The following is a 20,349-nucleotide window of genomic DNA, read 5'->3' on the forward strand; positions in this document are numbered from 1 at the left end:
TGAACGTGAAGAAGGACGAGGAGGCGTAGCCGTGGACATCGACATGAGCGCCCTGCGTGGGCTGGTTACCGAGAAGAACATCCCCTTCGACCTGCTGGTCGAGTCGATCGAGTCGGCCCTCCTCATCGCGTACCACCGCACCGAGGGCTCGCGCCGCCGTGCGCGCGTCGAGCTGGACCGCAAGAGCGGCCATGTGACCGTGTGGGCGCTGGAGGACGCGTCGGAGCTGGACGAGGGCGTCGAGCCGAAGGAGTTCGACGACACCCCGAGCGGCTTCGGCCGGATCGCCGCGAGCACCGCCAAGCAGGTCATCCTGCAGCGTCTGCGCGACGCCGCCGACGACCAGACCTTCGGTGAGTACGCCGGCAAGGAGGGCGACATCGTCACCGGTGTCGTCCAGCAGGGCAACGACCCGAAGAACGTGCTGGTCGACATCGGCAAGCTGGAGGCCATCCTGCCGCCGCAGGAGCAGGTGCCCGGCGAGGACTACCGGCACGGCACCCGGCTGAAGTGCTACGTGGTGGCCGTCCGCCGCGGTGTCCGGGGCGCGTCGGTGACGCTCTCGCGCACCCACCCCAACCTGGTGCGCAAGCTGTTCGCGCTGGAGGTCCCGGAGATCGCCGACGGCAGCGTCGAGATCGCCGCGATCGCCCGTGAGGCCGGTCACCGCACCAAGATCGCGGTCTGGTCGCGCCGGCAGGGCCTGAACGCCAAGGGCGCCTGCATCGGCCCGGTCGGCAGCCGGGTGCGCAACGTGATGGCCGAGCTGCACGGCGAGAAGATCGACATCGTCGACTGGTCCGAGGACCCGGCCGAGATGGTCGCCGCGGCACTGTCCCCCGCCCGGGTGACGAAGGTCGAGATCGTCGACTACGGCCAGCGCTCCGCCCGGGTGATCGTGCCGGACTACCAGCTGTCGCTGGCGATCGGCAAGGAGGGGCAGAACGCCCGCCTGGCCGCCCGCCTGACCGGCTGGCGGATCGACATCCGTCCGGACACCGAGGGCCAGGACGAGGGCCGCTCCGCGGACGGCGGCCGGGAGTCCGCGGGCGAGTAGTCCCCGCACCGATCTGAGTCACCGTGCCGTCCCGCCCTCGCCGGTGGGGCGGCACCATGTCCCTTCGGAGGGGTAGACTTGCCTTCGTCTGGCCGGACGCACGTCCGAGCACGCCCGGAGCGCACCTGCGTGGGCTGCCGCAAGCGAGCGGCCAAGCACCAGTTGTTGCGTGTCACGGCGATCGAGGGCGTCTGCGTCCCCGATCCCCGTGGCGCACTGCCGGGACGAGGTGCACACCTGCACCCCGACCCGACCTGCCTCGACCTCGCGGTCCGCCGCCGGGCGTTCCCCAGGGCCTTCCGGCTCCAGGGAGCACTCGACACCGAGCGGATCCGCGAGTACGTCGAGGAGCGGGCAGGCGGCACCCCGGCGGTCTGAGGCTTCCCTCACGGCCGCCTGGAGGGGAACGCCGCCCGCTAGGGCCGCCGCTCATGCGGCGGAGAACCACCGCAACAAGCACAGCGCGCGTGTATCCGCGCGCCGTGCGACCAGTCAGGTACCTCGCGATGTGGAAGTAGGTCGAGATTGCGATGAGCACTCGATGAGTACGCGATGAGTACGCGATGGGTACGCCCATGAAGTAGCGACAGTCCGGCGGACGATCACCCCGGACTCATAGACAGGAGTGAAGTGGCTAAGGTCCGGGTTTACGAACTCGCCAAGGAGCTTGGCTTGGAGAGCAAGGCCGTCATGGCCAAGCTCACCGAGCTCGGTGAGTTCGTCCGTTCGGCGTCCTCGACCATCGAGGCGCCGGTCGTACGCAAGTTGACTGACGCGCTTGGAGTGGCCCCCACGGGTGGTTCCGCTGCCAAGCCTGGCCCGCGCAAGCCTGCGGCGCCCCAGCCCGCCGGTGGTGCCTCCGCACCCCGCCCGGGTGCCCCCACCCCGGGTCCGCGCCCTGCCGCGACCCCGGGTCCCCGCCCGACTCCGGCCGCTGCGGCCCCGGCTGCTCCGGCCGCCCCCGCCGCCGCGAAGCCGGCCGCCGCGACCCCGGGCCCGCGCCCGGCCGCGCGCCCCGCGACCCCGGCGGCTCCGGCCGCCCCGGCCGCCGAGTTCTCCTCGCCGGCTCCCGCCGGCGACGCCGCTGCGGCTGCTCCGGCCGCCGCCGCGGCTCCCGCCGAGCGCCCGGCCGCCCAGGCCCCGCGTCCGGCGTCGCAGGCCCCCGCCGGTGGCGGCGGCGCCCGTCCGGGCCCGCGCCCGGCCGGCCCGCGTCCGGGCAACAACCCGTTCACCTCGGGCAGTGCCACCGGCATGGCCCGTCCCGGTGACCGTCGTCCGGCCGCGCCGGGTGCCGCTCGTCCGGGTGCGGGTGCTCCGGGTGCCGACCGTGGCGCTCCGCGTCCCGCCGGTGACCGTCCGCGTCCCGCCGGTGCTCCGGGTGCCGACCGTGGCGCTCCGCGTCCCGGTGGCGACCGTCCGCGTCCCGCCGGTGCTCCCGGTGCCGACCGTGGCGCTCCGCGTCCCGGTGGCGACCGTCCGCGTCCCGCCGGTGCTCCCGGCGCCGAGCGTGGCGCCCGCCCCGCCGGTGCCCCGCGCCCCGACGGCATGCCGCGTCCGGCCGGTCCGCGTCCGGGTGGGCCCAGCCCGTCCGGGATGCCCCGTCCGAACCCCGGCATGATGCCGCAGCGTCCGGCCGGTCCGGGCCCGCGTCCGGGCCCCGGCGGCCGTGGCCCCGGTGGCCCCGGTGCCCGTCCGGGCGGTCCGGGTGCCGGCGCCGGTGGCGCTCGTCCCGGCTTCGCCGGCCGCGCGGCCGGTCCGGGTTCGCGCCCGGCCGGTGGCGGCTTCGGCGGCCCGCGTCCCGGTGGCGCTCCCGGCGGCGGCGGTGGCTTCGGCCCGCGTCCCGGCGGCTTCGGCGGCCGTCCCGGTGGCCCGGGTGCCCGTGGTGGCACGCAGGGTGCCTTCGGTCGTGGCCCGGGCGGTCGCCCGGCCCGTGCCCGTAAGTCGAAGCGTGCGCGTCGCCAGGAATACGAGTCGATGCAGGCTCCGTCCGTCGGCGGTGTGATGCTGCCCCGTGGCAACGGGACGACCGTCCGGCTGTCGCGCGGTGCCTCGCTGATGGACTTCGCGGAGAAGATCAACGCCAACCCGGCCGCGCTCGTCTCGGTGATGTTCAACCTCGGTGAGATGGTCACGGCGACGCAGTCGGTCTCCGACGCGACGCTGGAGATGCTGGCCCAGGAGATGGGCTTCGTTCTCGAGATCGTCAGCCGTGACGACGAGGACCGCGAGCTGCTGGAGTCGTTCGACATCGACTTCGGTGCCGACGAGGGCGACGAGGACGAGCTCATGCCTCGCCCGCCGGTCGTCACCGTCATGGGTCACGTCGACCACGGTAAGACCCGACTGCTGGACGCCATCCGCAAGACCAACGTGGTGGCCGGTGAGGCGGGTGGCATCACCCAGCACATCGGTGCCTACCAGGTCACGGCGACGGTGAACGGCGAAGAGCGTCCGATCACCTTCCTCGACACCCCGGGTCACGAGGCGTTCTCCGCCATGCGTGCCCGTGGTGCCAAGTCCACCGACATCGCGATCCTGGTGGTCGCGGCCAACGACGGTGTCATGCCGCAGACGGTCGAGGCGTTGAACCACGCCAAGGCCGCCGGTGTGCCGATCGTGGTCGCGGTCAACAAGATCGACGTCGAGGGCGCGGACCCGGTCAAGGTCCGCGGCCAGCTGACCGAGTTCGGTCTGGTGGCGGAGGAGTACGGCGGCGACACCATGTTCGTCGACATCTCCGCGCGTCAGGGTCTGCACATCGACCAGCTGCTCGAGGCCGTCGTGCTCACCGCCGACGCCTCGCTCAACCTGGTGGCCAACCCCGAGCAGGACGCGCAGGGTATCGCCATCGAGGCCCACCTCGACAAGGGCCGCGGCGCCATGGCGACCGTCCTCGTGCAGCGTGGAACGCTGCGCGTCGGCGACTCCATCGCCGTCGGTGACGCGCACGGCCGCGTCCGCGCCATGCTGGACGAGAACGGCAAGAACGTCGCCGAGGCGGGTCCGTCCCGTCCGGTGCTGCTCCTCGGTCTCACCTCGGTGCCCCGCGCCGGCGACAGCTTCATCGTCGTCGACGACGACCGCACCGCGCGTCAGATCGCCGAGAAGCGCTCGACGCGTGACCGCAACGCCATGTTCGCCAAGCGCCCGATGCGGGTCTCCCTGGAGAACCTGGACCAGGCGATCGCGGCCGGCGGCGTGCAGCAGCTCAACCTCATCGTCAAGGGCGATGTCTCCGGTTCCGTGGAGGCCCTTGAGGACGCACTCGTCAAGCTCGACGTGGGCGACGAGGTCGAGCTCCGGATCCTGCACCGCGGTGTGGGTGCCATCACCGAGTCCGACGTGGACCTGGCGATGGGCTCGGACGCCATCATCATCGGCTTCAACGTGCGCGCCGAAGGCCGTGCGCGTACCGCGGCCGACCGCGAGGGCGTCGACGTCCGGTACTACTCGGTCATCTACCAGGCGATCGAGGAGATCGAGGCGGCCCTCAAGGGTCTGCTCAAGCCGGAGTACGAGGAGGTGCGCCTCGGTTCCGCGGACATCCGCGAGGTGTTCCGCTCCTCCAAGTTCGGCAACATCGCGGGTGTCATCGTCCGCGAGGGCCTGCTGCGCCGCAACGCCAAGGCTCGCCTCATCCGCGACGGCAAGCTCATCACGGAGAACCTCACCATCGAGGGCCTGCGTCGTTTCAAGGACGACGCGACCGAGGTCCGCGAGGGCTTCGAGGCCGGTGTGACCCTGGGGTCGTTCAACGACATCAAGGTCGACGACGTCATCGAGACGTACGAGATGCGCGAGAAGCCGCGCGCGTAAGCGAGTGGTGGGCCGGGGCCGGCCGGCGGGAGATTTTTCCCGTCGACCGGCCCCGGTCTGGCTGTGTAGGGTCCTCCTACGTCGGTCCGCTCCGCGGGCCGTCCTCCGAGGCCTCCAGGTCGGCTTGACCTGTCATACATGTTCGTAGGATCACTCGCGTTCGACCTTCTGCTCGGCGACGTCCACTCGCTGAAGGAGAAGCGCTCGATCGTGCGGCCCATCGTGGCCGAGCTGCAGCGCAAGTACAGCGTGTGCGCGGCGGAAGTAGGGAACCAGGATCTGCACCGCAGGGCCGAGATCGGCGTCGCGGTGGTGTCCGGCGAAGCCGGGTTCGTCACCGAGGTCCTGGACAGCTGTGAGCGGTTCGTCGCCGGCCGCCCCGAGGTTCAGCTGCTCTCCGCCAGGAGGCGCTACCACGGCGACGAGGATGACTGAGATCCGGAGCGGGAGCGGCGGGAGTCGCCACTCTCACACGGATCAGGACCGAGAGCGCCCACAAGGCTGGGCGCGGGCCGGTACTTTGGGGGCATGGGCCCCCGCGGGTGGGTTGTCGACCCGAGTACCGGGCCCACTGCACGAGGAGGCAACGTGACCGACAAGGCAAGGGCGCGCAAGCTCGCCGACCGCATCCAGGTGGTGGTCGCCGAGACCCTGCAGCGGCGGGTCAAGGACCCGCGACTGGGCTTCGTGACCATCACCGACACCCGGGTGACCGGGGATCTGCGGGAGGCCACCGTCTTCTACACCGTCTACGGCGACGAGACCGACCGCCAGGCCGCGGCCGTGGCGCTGGAGAGCGCCAAGGGCATCCTGCGCAGCACCGTCGGCAAGGAGACCGGGGTCCGCCACACGCCGTCGCTGACCTTCGTCGCCGACGCGCTGCCGGACAACGCCCGCAACATCGACGACCTGCTCGACCGGGCGCGGCAGATCGACGCCGAGGTGCGCACCACGGCGACCGGGAAGACGTACGCCGGAGACGCGGACCCGTACAAGGTCCCGGCCTCCGAGCGTGACGACGAGGACGAGTAGTCATGGCCGGCGAGCCGGCGGGGGCGGTGGTGGCGAGCACCACCCTCGTGGACACGGCGGCGAGCGGCGCGGCGGGGGCGCCTTCCACCAGTGCGGTGGAGGGTGCCCTCGCGGCGCTTCCGGGGCCGCGTACCGAGGCGACCGGGGCCGAGCTGGTCTGGCAGCAGGTCGTCGCCGAGATCGGGCGTGCCCGGTCCGTCGACCTGATCTGCCACATCTGCCCCGACGGTGACGCGCTCGGCTCGGCCCTCGCGGCCGGGATCGCGCTGCGCTCGCTCGGCCACGAGGTACGGGTCTCCTTCGGCGACGACCCGCAGGTCGTCCCCGAGTCGCTGGCCTTCCTGCCCGGGCAGGAGCTGATCGTCCCGGCCGCCGACGTCCCGGACGTCCCCGAGCTGGTGCTCTGCTTCGACGTGGCCTCGGAGGGGCGGCTCGGGCTGCTCCACGAGAAGGCCTTCGCGGCGCCTGTGCTGGCCGTCCTCGACCACCACGCCTCCAACCCCGGCTTCGGCACCCACCAGCTGATCGACCCGGCCGCGCCCGCCACGGCGGTGCTGGTCGACGAGCTGCTGCGCCGGCTCGGGGTCCCGCTGGACCAGGACCTCGCGACCTGCCTCTACACCGGTGTGGCCACCGACACCGGCTCGTTCAAGTACCGGGCCACCACGCCCGCCACCCACGAACTCGCCGGGCGGCTGCTGGCCACCGGCATCCGGCACGACCTGATCTCCCGGCAGCTCTGGGACACCGGCTCGTTCGGCTATCTCAAGGTGCTGGCCGGCGCGCTGCAGCGGGCGGTGTACGAGCCGCAGGCCGCCGGCGGCCTCGGTCTGGTGTGGACCTGGGTCCCCTACCAGGACCTCGTGCTGTTCGGCGTCACGGTGGAGGAGATCGAGGGTCTGATCGACACCCTGCGCCGCCCGGCCGAGGCCGAGGTCGCCCTGGTGCTCAAGCAGGATCCGGACGGCACGCTGCGGGGCTCCTCGCGCTCCAAGGGGGCCGTGGACGTCGCGCGGGCCTGCGCCGAGCTGGGCGGCGGCGGGCACACCTACGCGGCGGGCTTCTCGGTCCGCGACGAGGTCGAGGCGGTGGTGGCCCGGTTCCGGGCCGTGCTGCGGCCGGTGGACCCTCCTGCGCTTGAATGAGCTCCGTACGCCGTGCGGCGGCCGTCGCTGGACCACGGCCGCCCGCCGACCATCCGCTGGAGAGATGAACCGATGAAGCGCAAGGGAACCGGCCCCGACGGCCTGGTCATCGTCGACAAGCCGGAGGGCATCACCTCGCACGGGGTGGTGGCCAAAATGCGATGGCTGGCCGGCACCCGCAAGGTCGGCCACGCCGGGACGCTGGACCCGATGGCCACCGGCGTGCTGGTGATCGGAGTCGAGCGGGCCACCCGGCTGCTCGGGCACCTGATGCTCACCGCCAAGACGTACGAGGCGACGATCCGGCTCGGCCAGGACACCGTCACCGACGACCGCGAGGGCGAGGTCGTCTCCTCGACCCCGGCCACCGGGGTGACCAGGCAGGCCGTGGACGCCGGGGTCGCCGCCCTCACCGGCGGGATCATGCAGGTTCCGTCCAAGGTCAGCGCCATCAAGATCGACGGCAAGCGGTCCTACACCCGGGTGCGCGAGGGCGAGGACTTCGAGATCCCGGCCCGGCCCACCACCGTCCACTCCTTCACCGTGCACGCCCTGCGCGAGGCGGTGGCCGAGGACGGCACCCCCGTCCTCGACCTGGACGTCACCGTGGAGTGCTCCTCCGGCACCTACATCCGCGCGCTCGCCCGGGATCTCGGCGCCGGCCTCGGCGTCGGCGGACACCTCACCGCCCTGCGGCGCACCCGGGTCGGCCCCTACGGGGTGGAGTCCGCGCGGACGCTGGAGCAGCTGGAGGCCTCCGTGACGGGCGACTGCGCCGGGGGGCTGGAGGTGCTGCCGATCGGCGAGGCGGCCGCGGCGGCCTTCCCGCGCTGGGACATCGACGCCGACCAGGCCAAGCTGCTCGCCAACGGGATGAAGCTCAAGGCGCCCGGGCTCGGGGTGGACGGCCCGATCGCGGTCTTCGGCCCCCAGGAGCGGTTCCTCGCGCTGGTCGAGGAGAGGGACGGCCACGCCCGCCCGGTCGCGGTGTTCGTCGGCTGAGACCCGGCGGCGGCGCCGGGGCACCGGGAGCCGCCGTGCCGGGAACGCGCGGTGGCCCGTACGGACGTACGGGCCACCGCGCGTTCCCGTGCGTGCGCACCGGGCCCGGCCGTGGCCCCGATCTCACTCCTCCGGGGGAGCGCGCGAGGTGAAGCAGGGTGGTGAGCAGCGCGTGCGCGGTCGTCCGGGGACTCGGGAGGGCAGGCTCCGGGCGGCTGGTACGACGGCCGCGACGGGCCCTCGCAGGGCCCGCCCGGCCCTGCGGAAGAGGCGGTCGGCATGGCGGGTGGCCCGTTCGGCGGGGCGGCGAGGGAGCCGGCACGGGCGTTGCTGCGGATCTGTGACCCGGGGGGCGGCCTGCGCGGTCTCGGCTTCGTCGCGGATCTCCAGGGCACCGTCCTGACGGCCTACGAGACGGTCGCCGGGCTCGACCGGGTCGTCCTGCACACCCACGGCGGCCAGAGCCGGGTGCTGGGCCGCCACAGCGTGCTGCTGCTGCCGGCCCAGGGCCTGGCGCTGCTCCGCACGGAGGAGGTCGGCGGCCTGCCGGTGCCGGCGCTGCCGATCGCCCCGGCCGGCGGGGCCCGTGCGGGCCGCCTGGTCGCCGTCCCCCGGCAGGCCGCCGAGGACGGGCGGCCGGGCCTGCTACAGGGCGGCGTACTGGGCGTCGCCGCCGCGGTCCACCGGTGGGCGGACGGCTTCCACGTGATCGGCGGCGCCCTGCTGCTCGACCTGCCCCAGCTCACCGGCCCGCCGACGGCCGGCGCCCCGGTGCTGGACGCCGAGAACGGCGCCGTCCTGGGTGTGGTCGTGCCGGCGCTGCGCGGCGCCGGCTCCCTCGGGGACGACCGCACCGAGGCCCTGGCCGCCGTACCGCACGACGGGGACGAGGCCCTGGCGCAGCTGCTCGCGCGCAACGCGGCCGGCGTCCCCGGGTACGGCCGGGCGCTCAACCTCGCCGGGGTGCTGGGGCTGGCCTCCCGTCAGCTGGCCGCCGCGGGAGCGGGCCCCGGGGCCGTCGCCGACCTGGCCGCCGACCGGGTCGACCGGCCGGACGGGCTGGTCGGCGAGGAGCCGCAGGCCACCGTCACCGTGCTGCTCGGCGCACCGGGCAGCGGCCGCAGCACCGAGCTCGCCGCGCTGGCCGTCCGCCGCGCGGGCGGCCGGCGGGCGCTGCCGACGCTCTGGCTGCGCGGGGCCGACCTGGCGCCGGCCGGCGCGGCCCGGGCGGCCCCCACCGGCCGCACCGGCGCCGCCGCTCCGGGCGGCCCCGCCGGCCCGCCGCCCGCCGGGCCGCTCGCGGAGGCGGTCGGCCGCGCGCTGGCCGGGGCCGCCCGGCTGCTCGCCGCCGACCTGCCCGGGGTCGGCGCGGGACCCGACCCCGGCGAGGTGGCCCGGCTCTGTTCGGCGGCGCACCGGCCGCTGCTGGTGCTGCTGGACGCCCCCGAGGAGGCGCCCGCCGCCCTCGACGCGCACTGGCTGGCCCAGGCCACGGCTTGGTTGGACGGCTGCGGGGCCCGGCTGCTGACGGCCTGCGGCCCGGACGCCTGGGAACAGCTCGCCGGCAGCTCCCGCCCCGGCGGCCCGCACACCGGCGGCCCGGCCGCCGCCGGCCCGCACGCCGCCGGTCCGGCCGCCGCCGACCCACCGCGGGTGCACCGGCTCGGCCCGCTGCCCGCGGAGGCGGCCGAGCGGGCCCGTCGGCGCTACGGTCCGCCCGCCGACTGGCTCGCTCCGGCCGACGCCCGGCACCCGCTCGCGCTGCGGCTGGCCGGGGAGCTGTGGACGGCGGGCGTCGGGAGCGGACCGGCCTCACGCGGCGAGCTGTTCGGCGGCCACCTGGACCTGCGCTGCCTGGCCGTGGCCCGCCGGATCGCCGCGTCGACGCAGCTCCGGCGTCAGGGCGCGCATCGCCGGGGCGGGCCGCCGCCGGCCGCCGAGGACCACGGCCGGCTGCGTCGGCTCGCGGTGGCGGTCGCCGGCCGGGTGCACGAGGCGGGCCGCCGGATGCTCGGCCCGGGGCACGGCAGCCTGAGCCGGGAGGTCTTCGAGGAGCTGTTCCCGACGGCGGCCGGATGGGCGGGCGCGGTGCTCGCGGAGCGGCTGTTCGTCCCGGCCGGAACGGGCTACCGCCCGGCGCACGAGGAGGTCTTCGACCGGCTGCAGGGCCTCCACCTGGACCTGGACGCCGCGCTGCGGCTGCTGCTGGCGGAGCGGCCCGCAGCAGTGGGCCACGAGGGCGCAGGCGCGGAGGGCGGCCCGGCGGCCGGGCCGGACGAGGGCGCCCCGGCGGGCCCGCCGGCCGGGCCCGGACCGGTGCAGGTGCCGCGCCACCGCGTCGGGCCGGTGCTGGCAGCCCTGCGCGGCATCGGTGAGACCTGGGGCGCGTCCGGACTCGACCCGTGGCTGCACCGCCTCCGGCGCGCACTCGAACTCCTGCCGCCCGGGAGCGAACCCGCCTGGTGGGCCGCCCGGCTGCTCGCGGGCGCGCTGGCCGACTCACCCGAACCTGCCGCCCATCGCGCCCTGCTGACGCGGCTGGCCGAGTGGACCGCCGAGCAGGCGGCCCCGCAGCCCACCCCACGGCCTGCGGAGCCCGGCCCGGCGGCGTCCGGCCCGGTCCCGGGCGCCGCCGTCCCGTCCGGCACGGTCCGGTTCGGGCCCGCCTTCTGGAGCGGGCTCGGGCTGGCGCCGGAGGACGAATTCGGCCTGCTGCGCCGTCTGGTCCGCGCGGACGGTCCCGAACAGGGGTTCCTCGCCGCCACCGCCCGCCGGCTGCGGGCCGATCCGGCCGCCGTGATCCCGTTGCTCTGCGACTGGCTGGACGATCGGAACACCGTGCCCGCGCAGTCCGCCGCGCCCGCCCAGCCCGGCGGCTCCGGCCCGCGGACGGTCGCCGACCTGGCGCACGGCCTGCTGCACGCCCACCGCAGCCTCGCGCTGGACGACCTGACGGAGCACCTGGCCGACGCCGCCCACCCGCGGGCCGACGCCCTGCTGGGGCTGCTCGCCGCCGACGAGCCGTCCGCCGTGTGCCGGGCCGTCGACCGCTGGAGCCACGACCCCCGCCCCGAGCGCCACGTGGCCGCCGCCGTGCACGCCCTGCGGGCCGCCCCGTACGCCCCGGGCCCGGGGGCCGAGCTGCTGCGCCACACCGCGCTGGCGCTGCTGGCCAGGGAGGACGAGCCCGCCCTGCACGGCGCGGCGTTGGCGCTGCTCGTCCGGGAGCCGTCCACCAGGGCCCGGTACCTGCCGGCGGCCCTGGCGGCGTACGGCACGGGTGATCCGTACCTGACGGCCGCCGTCCTCGCGCCGGCGCTGGAGAGCGACCCCGAGCCGGTACTCGCCGCGCTGGAGGCCCGGCTGACGGCCCCGGAGGCGGCCCTCGGTGCCGGGTTGCGGCTGCTGGCCGGGGCGGGTGCGCCGCTCGCGCTGCGGCGCGGTGCGGAGCTGGCCACCGTACTGCTGAGGGAGCGTCCGGAGCGGGCCGAGCAGATCGCCGGGGAGTACCTGGAGCTCCGGTTACGGCGGCTGCCGGGGACCGCCGGGACGCCGGTGGAGCTACGGGCGCTGATCGACACGGTCCTGACGGCGTGTCCGGCCACCGCCCGGCTGGCCTTCGCCGCGACCCTGGCCTCACCACCCGAACCCGCACCCGAACCCGCACGCGCGGCCGAACCCGCACCCGCACCCGCACGCGCGGCCGAACCCGCACCCGCACCCGCACGCGCGGCCGAACCCGCACCCGCACCCGCACGCGCGGCCGAACCCGCACCCGAACCCGCACCCGGTCCGCCGCCGGGCGGGCGGGCCCGGGCCGATCTGCTGGGCGCGCTGTTGGCCGCCGAGAGCGATCCACGGGTGCCGACCGGCGTAATGGAGCTCCTCGCGCAGGGCTGCGAGGGCCGCGACCGGGCCGGGCTGCGGGAGCTGGTGGCCCTCGCGGCGGCGGCCCTGGCGGAGCCGGACGAGGTGCTGGTGCGCTGCGCGGAACGCTCGGCCGCCTTCGCCGCCCTGCTGGCACAGTGGCCGGACGAGTACGTACCGCCCCTGCCCGGCGGCCCCCGGGTGGCCCGGCTGCGGGCACTGGCGGCGGCCGGGCGCGGTCCCCGGTCCACCGCACCGGGGACCGGGCGGGAGCCCGGGCCGTCGGCTCCGTCGGCGGCGCCCGGGGAGGGGCAGTCGGGGTCGCGGCGGCCAACGGGCCTTCCGGTGCCGAATCCGCGCCGCGCGCATGGCACGCTATAGGGGTTCGGTTTTGAGCGTTTGAGCGTACAGAAGGTACGCGTCGTACGGAACAAGGAGCGGTCAGGGTGCAGCGCTGGCGTGGCCTGGAGGAGATCCCCGCCGACTGGGGACGCAGCGTCGTCACCATCGGCTCGTTCGACGGAGTGCACCGCGGGCATCAACTGATCATCAACCGGGCGGTCGAGCGCGCCCGCGAACTCGGCGCCAGGGCGGTCGTGGTCACCTTCGACCCCCACCCCAGCGAGGTCGTCCGCCCGGGCAGCCACCCGCCGCTGCTCGCCCCGCAGCCGCGTCGCGCGGAGCTGATCGCGGAGCTGGGCGTGGACGCGGTGCTGGTGCTGCCGTTCACCCTGGAGTTCTCGCAGGAGTCCCCGGAGACCTTCGTCCAGCAGGTCCTGGTGGACGCGTTGCACGCGCGGGCCGTGGTGGAGGGCCCCAACTTCCGCTTCGGGCACAAGGCGGCGGGCAACGTCGAGCTGCTCGCGAAGCTCGGCCGGGAGGCGGACTTCGAGGTGGAGGTGGTCGATCTCCAGGTGCGCGGGGCGGCGGGGGACGGCGAGCCGTTCTCCTCCACCCTGATCCGGCGCCTGGTCGCGGCCGGCGACCTGGCCGGCGCCGCCGAGGTGCTCGGCCGTCCGCACCGGGTCGAGGGCGTGGTGGTGCGCGGCGCGCAGCGCGGCCGGGAGCTCGGCTTCCCGACGGCGAACGTCGAGACCGTCCCGCACAGCGCGATCCCGGCCGACGGGGTGTACGCGGGCTGGCTGACGGCGGCCGGCGAGCGGATGCCCGCCGCGATCTCGGTCGGCACCAACCCGACGTTCGACGGCACCGCCCGCACCGTCGAGGCGTACGCCATCGACCGGATCGGCCTGGACCTCTACGGCCTGCACGTGGCGGTCGACTTCCTGGCGTACCTGCGCGGGATGGAGAAGTTCGACTCGATCGAGGCACTGCTGGTCCGGATGGCCGACGACGTCGAGCGCTCCCGGGGGCTCACGGGCGCGGGCGGCACCGGCGCGAGCACCGGCGACGCGGGCACCACCGCGGCCGGCTGACCGCGCCACCCGTACGAACCCGTAGGAACCCGTACGACCGTGAGGGCCCGCCGGCGCGATGCCGGCGGGCCCTCACGGGTGTGGTGCCGCTACTGCTGCTGCTGGGGCGGCGGGTAGCCGTAGCCGCCGCCCTGCGGCGGCTGCTGGGCCCACTCCTGGGGCAGCGGCTGCTGACCCTCGGGAGCGCCCGGTGCGGCCTGCTGCGGCGGGTAGCCGTAGCCCGGCGGGGGCGGCGGCGCCTGGCCGGGCTGCGGGGCCCACGGCGCGCCGGGGGCGGCCTGGCCGGGCTGCTGCGGCGGGTAGCCGCCCTGGCCCTGCTGGGGGTACTGCTGCTGCTGTTGCTGGCCCCACTCGTTCTGCTGGCCGTACGGCTGGCCCTGGTACGGGGCCCCGGGGGCCGGCTGCTGCCAGCCGCCCTGCTGTCCGGCGCCGTGCTGGGCCCGGATGATGTCCTCGCCGATCAGGGCGGCCAGCTCGAAGTAGGCCTCCCGCACCTTGGGACGCATCATGTCGAGGTTGACCTCGGCGCCGGCCGCCAGACTCTCGTCGAACGGGACGACCACCACCCCGCGGCAGCGGGTCTGGAAGTGCGCGACGATGTCCTCGATCTTGATCATCTTGCTGGTCTCGCGCACCCCGGAGACCACCGTGATGGAGCGCTGCACCAGGTCCGCGTACCCGTGCGCGGAGAGCCAGTCCAGCGTGGTGGAGGCGCTGCTGGCGCCGTCCACGCTGGGGGTGGAGACGATGATCAGCTGGTCGGCGAGATCCAGCACGCCGCGCATCGCGCTGTACAGCAGGCCGGTGCCGGAGTCGGTCAGGATGATCGGGTACTGCCGGCCGAGCACGTCGATGACCTGGCGGTAGTCCGAGTCGTTGAACGTGGTCGAGACGGCCGGGTCGACGTCGTTCGCCAGGATCTCCAGGCCCGAGTGCAGATCCTGTGAGGTGAACTGGCGGATGTCCATGTAGCTGCGCAGGTGCGGGATGGCCGTGACCAGGTCGCGGATGGTGGCCCCGGTCTGGCGCTTCACCCGGCGGCCGAGCGTGCCGGCGTCGGGGTTGGCGTCGATCGCGATCACCTTGTCCTGGCGTTCGCTGGCCAGGGTGGCCCCGAGCGAGGTGGTGGTCGTGGTCTTGCCGACACCGCCCTTGAGGCTGATCACCGCGATCCGGTAGCAGCTCATCACCGGCGTGCGGATGATCTCCAGCTTGCGGGCGCGGTCGGCGGCCGCCGCCTTGCCGCCGAACTGGAAGCGCGACTGCTGGCGCTGCTGCTTGGGCTGGCTGCGCAGCAGGCGGTCCGAGGACAGCTCGACCGCGGCGGTGTAGCCGAGCGGCGCGCCGTGCGCGGTCTGCTGCGGAGGACCGCCCTGCTGGAACGCGGCCGGCGCCTGCGGGACTCCGCCCTGCGGCGGCCAGCCCTGCTGACCCTGACTCTGGCCCTGGCCCTGGCCCTGGCCCTGACCCTGACCCTGGCCCTGCGGGGCCGGCGGCTGGTAGGCGGCCGGCTGCGGCCAGCCGCCCTGCCGCGGGTCCACCGGCGGGCCCGGTACGGGGGCCTGCTGCTGGGCCTGCTGCGCCTGTTGCTGCGCCTGCTGTTGTGCCTGCTGCTGGGCCCAGGCGGCCTGCTGCTGGTCCGGGCCCGGATATTGCGGCGGTGCGGCCTGCTGCTGTGCGTGCTGGGGGACCTGCGGCGGGTACTGCTGCTGCGGGGGGTAGGGCTGCTGGGCCTGCGGCGGATACGGCAGCGGCGCCTGCTGATCGGGGTGCTGCGGCTGCGGCGGACCGGGCTGCTGGTACTGCTGCGGCTCGGGGGCGCCGGCCCACGGGGGCGGCTGCTCCTGAGTGGGCGCGGGGGCGGGCGCGGGCGCGACCGGCGGGGTTGCCTCGGCGGCGTGCGGCGGTGCGGGTGTCAGTGGTGCGGGTGCGGGTGCGGGCGCGACCGGCGCGGGTGCGGGCGGGGCCGCCGCGAGCGGCGGCTGCTCGGCGGCGTGCGGCGGTGCGGGTGCCAGTGGTGCGGGCGCGACCGGCGCGGGGCCGACGGGTGCGGGGCCGACCGGCGCGGGAGCCACGGCGGGGGAGGCCGCCTGCTGCGCGGGCAGGGGGGCGGCGTACTGCTCCTGGACGGGTGCCGGTGCCGGTGCGGGCGTCGGTGCGGGCGTCGGTGCGGGGCCCGGCCCGGCCTCGGGCGCGGCCGAATCGGCCTGGGTGTACCAGGACGGGGGAGTGTAGTCGGGTGCGTCGGACCAATCGTCGTCGTCCTCCGCCGCGTTGTCGCCGACGTAGACGCCGTCCCGATCGCTGCTCACTTGGACTCCCTCGTGTTCGCCGCCGCGCGTCGCGGTGCCGTTGCGCATCAAGATTAGGACGTGATTCGCCGAGCGCCGAAGGCGGTGTCTCATCCTGCCCCGGGTCACCCCCTTCAGGGTGAACCCCGGGGCCCCCTTCATCAGGGTGCCCCGGGGTGGGCCCGGCGCGGTAGCGGCCGGGTGGACTCAGTCCATCCGGCGCGGAGCGCCCAGCACCTGCGTCTCGGCCTGGCCCGCGAGGGTGCGGACGTACTGGCGCCGTACCCGGGTCGCCCACAGCGTGATGTCCTCGCCGAGGGAGGGAAGCGAGGCCACGTCCTGCTCGCCCAGCGAGAGCACCCGGCCGAGCAGCTCGGCCTCCTGGGGGGAGACCCGCTGCACGCCGACCAGGTCGGCGGCGTTCAGCAGTCGGGTGGCGTTCGGCCCGAGGTAGGGCAGCAGCGTCAGGGTGGTCTGCCACGGCGCGGCCGAGAGCCGGGTGCGGGGCGGGCGGGCGCCGAGGTCACGGACGACCAGCACCGGCGACGCCACCGAGGCGCCCTGCGGTCCGAGCCGGCCGACCTGGTGGACGGTCACGCACGGCTGTCCGCCGCCGGCCGCCTGCGCCATCGGGGCCCAGAGCTGCGGACGGGCGGTCTCGACCGCGATCCGGGCGCCGGTCGCGGCGGCCCGCAGCGCGATGATCTGCGCCGTCCAGACGCCGCCGACCAGGACCAGGTCGTACGCGGTCGGCCGGAAGAGGCCGAGTACGGCCGGCTGCTGCTGCGGGTCGACGCCGATCACCACGCCGTCGTCGCCGACCGGGAAGGCCATCGCGCCGAGGTCCTCGGGGGTCAGCACGTGCTTCTCGCGCCGGGGTCCGCGCAGTCCGAAGCCCGGCAGGATCCGGGGCCGGGCGTTCGCCTGGTCGGCGCCCTGGGCCGGTGCCGGAGCGGTGGGATAGTTCTGATAGGCCATCAGGAAGTCCCTCCGAGGGGCAGCGTGGCGAGCAGGCCGGGTGCCTGCTCCAGGTCGAGCCGGGTGAGGCCGAGACCGGCGCTCTGGGCCCGGGCCTCGACCAGCCGGCCCACCTGGGCGACCTCGCTCTCGCTGCGCCCGGTCACCCGGACGTGCCCGCTGATCGCCACCGAGTCGCCGGTGCCCGGGCCGGCCGTCAGGCTGAAGGTGCTGGCCAGCGCGGGGGTGCCGGTGACCAGGTTGACGAGGTCGGGCGCGGCGATCCGGCCGGGCGTCCCACCGGGCCGGCTGAGCTGCGGCCACTTGGAGATCCAGTAGGTGCTGTGCCAGCGGTCGTCGATCCGCCAGAACTTGGCGCTCTCCTGGGTGCGACGGGCGTTCCCGCCGCCGCCGCCGGTGCCCTGACGGCCCGCCACGGCGATCGGGTTGGCGCAGGTGGAGATGGCCAGGGCGGCGATCAGCTCGCGTTCGTCCAGGGCGGTCGCGGTGAAGCCGGCGCCGTTCAGTCGCCCGGCGAGCTGGTCGGTGACCCGCTGGAGGGCCTTGCGGGCGCCCTCCTCGCCGCCGCCGCGGGCGAGGACGGCGCTGGACGCCTTCTCCGGGTTGAGCTTGAGGGCGACCCAGGTGAGGCGCAGTCCCGGGGTGGCGGTGCCGTCCGGCAGCTGCTGGTACGCCCGGGCGGCCAGCGACTGGTCGGGCAGGTGCGGCGCCGGAGCGGGCTGGGTGTGCTGGACCAACTGGACCGACTCCAGGGCGATGTCGTCCACCTGGAGGGCCGAGCAGATGACGTCCAGCGGCAGCGGGAGGGAGGTCCGGGCGGGGCGCAGCGGCTGGTCCTTCGCCTGCACGAGCAGGACCGAACTCAGGAAGGTGCCGTCGCCGACCATGCCGGTCTCGCGGCGCACCGGGCGCCCGCCGAAGTCCGCCTCGGTGGCGTGCGTGCAGGTGCGCAGCGCGGGTTCGAGCTCCAGCGCGGGGGCCAGGCCCGGGTCGGTGCCGGGCACCGGCGCGTTGTCCTGCGCCTTCTTGCGGCGGGCCTTCAGGTCGGAACGTACCCGCAGGGCCTCGGGGATGGTGCGTCCTCGCATCGGCATCAGCGCGAGCACCACCAGCGCGGCGGCGGGCACCGCGAAGGCCCCGGCGGCGGCCTTGCTGATGGTCCAGCCGACCGCCACCAGCGCCACCGCGACCTCGACGAACACGAGTTGCTGCAGTCGGAGGCGGCTTCCGAGCAGTCCGGGCCTCGGGTGGAGCTTGACGGGGACGGGGGCGCCGGAGGCGGTCCGTGCGGCCGGCGCGGCGCCGCCGCGGCGGCCGCCGCGGCTCGCGGCCCTGCCCTGCGATGTGCTCCGTCGCCCTGGAGCGGTCTGGCTTGGCATCCCCCGAGTGGCCCTCTCTGCTCAGATATCGCGGCCCGGTTGGCCGGTTCGTGAACCGTACCCGTACCGTACTCACCGTCTGCTGCCGCATCGTAGAGGGTTCGCTGTGGTCCTCGCCCGGCGGGTGGCAGACTCGACTGCGGCCCGGGCCACGGGAACCGCGCCATGACTGCAGGTCACACAGCAGATGTCGGTCATACAGGGGAGACGACGAGCAATGGCATCACGTCGGGACGAGCTGAACGCCTATACCTTCGCCCGCAAGCGCACGGTGGGCGCGTTCCTGCTGCCCGGCGGGGGCGGCAGCGACGAGGACGCGCCGAGGCCGGTCAAGGCGGTGCTGCCGAGCATCGTCGTGGGGACGCTGGTGGTGGCGGGCTTCGGCCTGTGGGGCGCGTTCAAGCCCAGTGCGCCCGTGGGGTGGGACAACGGCAAGAACATCATCCAGGGGAAGACGTCCACCACCCGGTACGTGATCCTGCCCGACCAGGGCACCGGTACGCCGCGGCTGCACCAGGTGCTGAACATGGCGTCCGCCCGGCTGCTGCTGTCGGTCGACTCCAAGGTGGTGGTGGTCGCCGACCAGGTGCTGGACGCCTACCCCAACCACGGTCCCACGGTGGGGATCCAGTACGCGCCGGACAAGCTGCCGAGCAAGGACGTGGCCGGCCAGCCGATGCTGTGGTCGGTCTGCGACAGTCCCGGCTCCGACGCGAAGCAGGAGACGGTCAACCAGACGGTCTTCGTCGCGGGCGGCGCGGACGCCAAGAAGCTGGCGGACAAGGACGAGGTCCTGGACGTCGACCAGGCCGTGTTCGTGCAGCAGATCGACGACTCCCGGATCGGCGGGCAGGAGCCGGTCGGCACGCAGAGCAGGCTGCAGTACTTCCTGGTGGACGCCCTGGGCCGCTCGCACGCGATCGGCACTACGCAGACCTCCGACGAGGAGAAGAAGGCGCTGGTCACCGCGCTGTTCGGGGCGACAGCCAGCCCGCAGCGGGTGAAGCCGGAGTGGATCAAGACGCTCGACGCCGGTATGGCGATCACCTTCCCGCAGATCCCGAAGGTCAACCCCTCCGCGAAGTCGGCCAACTCCTCCGTGCAGCTGCAGAACCCCGCGGACCGGAAGATCGGCCGACTGGTCAAGTTCGGCGAGAAGAACTACGTCGTCGGCGCCGACCAGCTCTACCCGATCACCGAGCTGCAGAGCTCCCTGCTGAAGAACGACCCCGCCCTGCAGGGCCTCTACGACCAGGACAGCGACAAGCACCCGAAGGTCGACGAACTGACCCCGGCCGACCAGGCCAAGTACGGCCAGGGGACGCTGAAGGAGAACAAGCTCGGCCTGTCGCCGGACTGGCCCGCCAAGTCGGGGCACCAGATGAACACCTGGGACGCCTCCAAGGACGCCAAGAAGGTCGTCTGCAGCACCTTCACGGGGATGGACGCGGACGGCAAGCCCAAGCGCAGCGTCTGGGTCGGGACGCAGACCCCGACGACGTACAGCAGCGGGTCGAGCTCGGCCCACGTGACGGCCGGGTACGGCCTCTTCTACCGGGCCGTGGACGCCGGATCGGGCGGCTCCGGGAGTGACTTCCTGATCACCGAGACCGGGTTGCGCTACGCGGTGCAGGCCAACAGCGACGCCGTCGGCGCCGCCAAGAGCACCTCGCCGGCCCCGACGGCGTCCGCACAGGCCGACGGCCAGCAGACCCAGCAGGCGGCCCAGGACGAGGGCGGCACGCAGGCCCGGCTCGGCTACAAGGACATCCAGCCGCTCCCGGTCCCCAAGGAGTGGTCCGACCTGGTCCCCGACGGCCCCGGGCTGAACACGAAGACGGCGCTTCAGCAGCAGAATTCCTGATGTGCTGTCAGGCGACGCGCCTGGCACCAGTGTCATGGTCTGGTAACTACCCGGCTCCCGGTGTTGGGTGACTTGCGTACGCCTACTAAAGTGCTGGGGGACACCACACCGTGGTGTCGACGGGTGGGCCGCGCCGGGCCATCCGGACACATTGTCTGTCTCATGGGGGACGGTAGATCATGGCTGGTCAGTTCAGGACGACCGCTGAAGAGATGGATTCCTTCGCCAAGCACATGGGCGAGGTCAGCGAGCAGGTGCAGGGCGAGCTGAAGAAGCTCGACAGCCTCGTCTCGTCGATCGCCTCGGGCTGGCAGGGCCAGGCCGCGACGGCCTACCAGAACCTTCAGAACCGGTTCAACGAGGACGCCCGCGGTCTGAACGAGGCGCTGCGCGCCATTCAGCACGCCATCGAGGCGACCACGAAGGCCTACTCCGAGCAGGACGCCGCTCAGCAGTCCTCCATGGGCCGGGTCGGCTAGTTC

The 20,349-nt window shown here is 74.5% G+C and carries 14 protein-coding genes; 11 read left to right on the forward strand and 3 right to left on the reverse strand.

The features are described 5' to 3' along the window. The first annotated feature begins 31 nt into the window (after positions 1-31). The 9 genes from nusA (at position 32) to OG823_RS22800 (ending at position 13,355) form a co-directional block, all read left to right on the forward strand. Positions 32-1,057, forward strand: coding sequence for a transcription termination factor NusA (gene nusA / locus OG823_RS22760; RefSeq protein WP_371481458.1), 1,026 nt, complete (start codon positions 32-34; stop codon positions 1,055-1,057). A gap of 129 nt (positions 1,058-1,186) precedes the next feature. Continuing rightward, positions 1,187-1,435 (forward strand): YlxR family protein, encoded by a 249-nt coding sequence (locus OG823_RS22765; protein ID WP_371481459.1) that lies wholly within the window; start codon positions 1,187-1,189, stop codon positions 1,433-1,435. Positions 1,436-1,687: 252 nt separating this feature from the next. Beyond that, the gene (infB, locus tag OG823_RS22770; protein WP_371481460.1) at positions 1,688-4,873 is read left to right on the forward strand and encodes a translation initiation factor IF-2; all 3,186 of its coding nucleotides are present in this window, start codon (positions 1,688-1,690) and stop codon (positions 4,871-4,873) included. Between the two features lie 138 nt (positions 4,874-5,011). After that, positions 5,012-5,308, forward strand: a complete 297-nt coding sequence (locus OG823_RS22775) for a DUF503 domain-containing protein (protein ID WP_371481461.1) — start codon at positions 5,012-5,014, stop codon at positions 5,306-5,308. Positions 5,309-5,461: 153 nt separating this feature from the next. Continuing rightward, on the forward strand, positions 5,462-5,905 hold the full coding sequence (gene rbfA, locus OG823_RS22780; protein ID WP_371481462.1) for a 30S ribosome-binding factor RbfA: 444 nt from the start codon (positions 5,462-5,464) through the stop codon (positions 5,903-5,905). 2 nt (positions 5,906-5,907) lie between these two features. Then, positions 5,908-7,050 carry a bifunctional oligoribonuclease/PAP phosphatase NrnA gene (locus OG823_RS22785; protein WP_371481463.1) on the forward strand — a complete coding sequence of 381 codons (1,143 nt, stop codon included), beginning with the start codon at positions 5,908-5,910 and terminating at the stop codon, positions 7,048-7,050. 72 nt (positions 7,051-7,122) lie between these two features. After that, a complete protein-coding gene (gene truB, locus OG823_RS22790) occupies positions 7,123-8,052 on the forward strand; it encodes a tRNA pseudouridine(55) synthase TruB (protein WP_371481464.1) in 930 nt (309 codons plus the stop codon). Between the two features lie 279 nt (positions 8,053-8,331). After that, on the forward strand, positions 8,332-12,300 hold the full coding sequence (locus tag OG823_RS22795; protein WP_371481465.1) for a serine protease: 3,969 nt from the start codon (positions 8,332-8,334) through the stop codon (positions 12,298-12,300). Between the two features lie 65 nt (positions 12,301-12,365). Beyond that, a complete protein-coding gene (locus tag OG823_RS22800) occupies positions 12,366-13,355 on the forward strand; it encodes a bifunctional riboflavin kinase/FAD synthetase (RefSeq protein ID WP_371481466.1) in 990 nt (329 codons plus the stop codon). An 89-nt stretch (positions 13,356-13,444) separates the two neighbouring features. Here the strand turns inward: OG823_RS22800 and OG823_RS22805 are convergent, their stop codons facing one another. From OG823_RS22805 to eccE, 3 genes are all read right to left on the reverse strand, one after another. Next, positions 13,445-15,667, reverse strand: coding sequence for a MinD/ParA family protein (locus OG823_RS22805; RefSeq protein ID WP_371481467.1), 2,223 nt, complete (start codon positions 15,665-15,667; stop codon positions 13,445-13,447). A 186-nt stretch (positions 15,668-15,853) separates the two neighbouring features. Further along, complete coding sequence (locus OG823_RS22810) at positions 15,854-16,624, reverse strand: hypothetical protein (RefSeq protein WP_371481468.1); 771 nt, start codon at positions 16,622-16,624, stop codon at positions 15,854-15,856. Continuing rightward, a complete protein-coding gene (gene eccE / locus OG823_RS22815; RefSeq protein WP_371481469.1) occupies positions 16,624-17,826 on the reverse strand; it encodes a type VII secretion protein EccE in 1,203 nt (400 codons plus the stop codon). The genes OG823_RS22810 and eccE overlap by 1 nt, the downstream gene beginning before the upstream one ends. A 394-nt stretch (positions 17,827-18,220) precedes the next feature. Here eccE and OG823_RS22820 point away from each other — a divergent pair, with 394 nt between their 5' ends. After that, the gene (locus tag OG823_RS22820) at positions 18,221-19,867 is read left to right on the forward strand and encodes a type VII secretion protein EccB (protein WP_371481470.1); all 1,647 of its coding nucleotides are present in this window, start codon (positions 18,221-18,223) and stop codon (positions 19,865-19,867) included. Between the two features lie 179 nt (positions 19,868-20,046). Beyond that, positions 20,047-20,346, forward strand: coding sequence for a WXG100 family type VII secretion target (locus OG823_RS22825; RefSeq protein ID WP_371481471.1), 300 nt, complete (start codon positions 20,047-20,049; stop codon positions 20,344-20,346). The last annotated feature ends 3 nt before the right edge of the window (positions 20,347-20,349 follow it).

This window comes from Kitasatospora sp. NBC_00315, from assembly GCF_041435095.1.
Lineage (GTDB): Bacteria > Actinomycetota > Actinomycetes > Streptomycetales > Streptomycetaceae > Kitasatospora.